Genomic DNA, 934 nt, shown 5'->3' with positions numbered 1-934 from the left:
GCTCAGGTGGTCATGGTGGCGGACATGAGGGCCATGGCGGTGGCGCCGAGGGCTTCGAGTGCGTGTGTGGTGTGGGTGGGGTGTTTGTGGTTTGCGTGCGGGTGGTTTGGGTGGCGGGTGGTTCGTTTGCGCAGGTGCAGGATGGTGAAGACCACCGCGGCGGTTGCGAAGAGCACGGTCATGGCGAGGGCGAGGGCGGGGGCGGGTGCCAGCCCGGGGGTGCCGGGGGCCGTGGCTGCGGCGGTGGTGTGGTGGTGTGCGTGGGTCATGGGCATGGGCATGGGGTCGGTGCCGGTGGTGCTGTTTGTTGCCGTGGGGTCGGGGGTGGTGTGGGGTGCCATGAGGGCGTTTGTTGCCGTGGGGTCGGGGGTGGTGTGGGGTGCCATGAGGGCGATCATGAGGGCGGCGGCGCTCATGGAGAGGGCGTGGTAGGCGCAGCCGAGGCGGCGTGTGGTGCCGGTGCAGAGGAGGGGGAATTCGGGGCGGGCGACGGCTTGGATGGTGAACCAGAGCGCGGCGCCGGCCAGGAGGGTGATCTGGGCCAGGAGGGTGGCGGGGGCGAGGTTCCAGAGCATGGCGGCCATGAGCAGGTGCATGAGGGCGTGCAGGGCGTTGTTGACACGGTCTGTGGCCTGGCCGGTGCGTACGGTTCTGGCCAGGTGGCCGGCTGCGCCCAGGAGCAGGACGGCGGTGAGGGCCCAGTTGAGTGCGGGGATGCTGAACACGCCGATCACGCCTTTCACGACAGCCAGGGAATTGGTGGGGGGTGGGTTCGGTCCCCGGCACGGTGTGGGCGTGCCGGGGACCGAAGCGGTGTTGCCGGTTTACTAGCGGTGTTGCCGGTTATTTGGTGCTGCAGTGTCCGCCGGTGGTGCCGCGGGTTTCGGTGGGCAGGTTCAGGGTGGGGTTCTGGTTGAAGAAGCCGTGGGGTTCG

Annotated in this window: 1 protein-coding gene; it reads right to left on the bottom strand. The window is 69.2% G+C overall.

The genetic code is table 11. From position 1 onward, the window contains the following. Positions 1-2: 2 nt before the first annotated feature. Entirely contained in the window at positions 3-743 is a 741-nt protein-coding gene (locus DWV11_RS04985; protein WP_168404578.1) for a DUF5134 domain-containing protein, read from the bottom strand. Positions 744-934 lie beyond the last annotated feature (191 nt).

The sequence above is a fragment of the Arthrobacter silvisoli genome (assembly GCF_003369445.1).
Classification (GTDB): Bacteria; Actinomycetota; Actinomycetes; order Actinomycetales; family Micrococcaceae; genus Arthrobacter; species Arthrobacter silvisoli.
Note: the sequence above shows the minus strand (reverse complement) of the source record. Positions and strands in the feature narration are given on the sequence as shown.